Source organism: Serratia ureilytica (assembly GCF_013375155.1).
GTDB classification, from domain to species: Bacteria; Pseudomonadota; Gammaproteobacteria; order Enterobacterales; family Enterobacteriaceae; genus Serratia; species Serratia ureilytica.
In genome coordinates this window covers 1-301 of sequence record NZ_JABXOF010000034.1, presented here as the reverse complement: position 1 = coordinate 301, position 301 = coordinate 1, and the positions used below count along the sequence as shown (strand labels likewise).

The 301-nt window shown below is 49.5% G+C and carries 3 tRNA genes; all 3 read left to right on the top strand.

Annotated features, from left to right (window positions below):
• Positions 1 to 19 precede the first annotated feature (19 nt).
• The 3 genes from HWW83_RS25530 (at position 20) to HWW83_RS25520 (ending at position 283) form a co-directional block, all read left to right on the top strand.
• Positions 20 to 95: transfer RNA gene (locus HWW83_RS25530), tRNA-Lys, on the top strand.
• 29 nt (positions 96 to 124) lie between these two features.
• A tRNA-Val gene (locus HWW83_RS25525) sits at positions 125 to 200 on the top strand.
• A gap of 7 nt (positions 201 to 207) precedes the next feature.
• A tRNA-Lys gene (locus HWW83_RS25520) sits at positions 208 to 283 on the top strand.
• Positions 284 to 301: the final 18 nt, after the last annotated feature.

Below are 301 nucleotides of genomic sequence, written 5' to 3'. Positions count from 1 at the left end.
TTAAAGCGGCAGGGAAATTGGGTCGTTAGCTCAGTTGGTAGAGCAGTTGACTTTTAATCAATTGGTCGCAGGTTCGAATCCTGCACGACCCACCAATTTCTGAAGTAGCAGTAACCACAACAGTGGGTGATTAGCTCAGTTGGTAGAGCATCTCCTTTACACGGAGGGGGTCGGCGGTTCGAGCCCGTCATCACCCACCACTGTTATGGGTCGTTAGCTCAGTTGGTAGAGCAGTTGACTTTTAATCAATTGGTCGCAGGTTCGAATCCTGCACGACCCACCATTCTTTAAGAATGGCTGC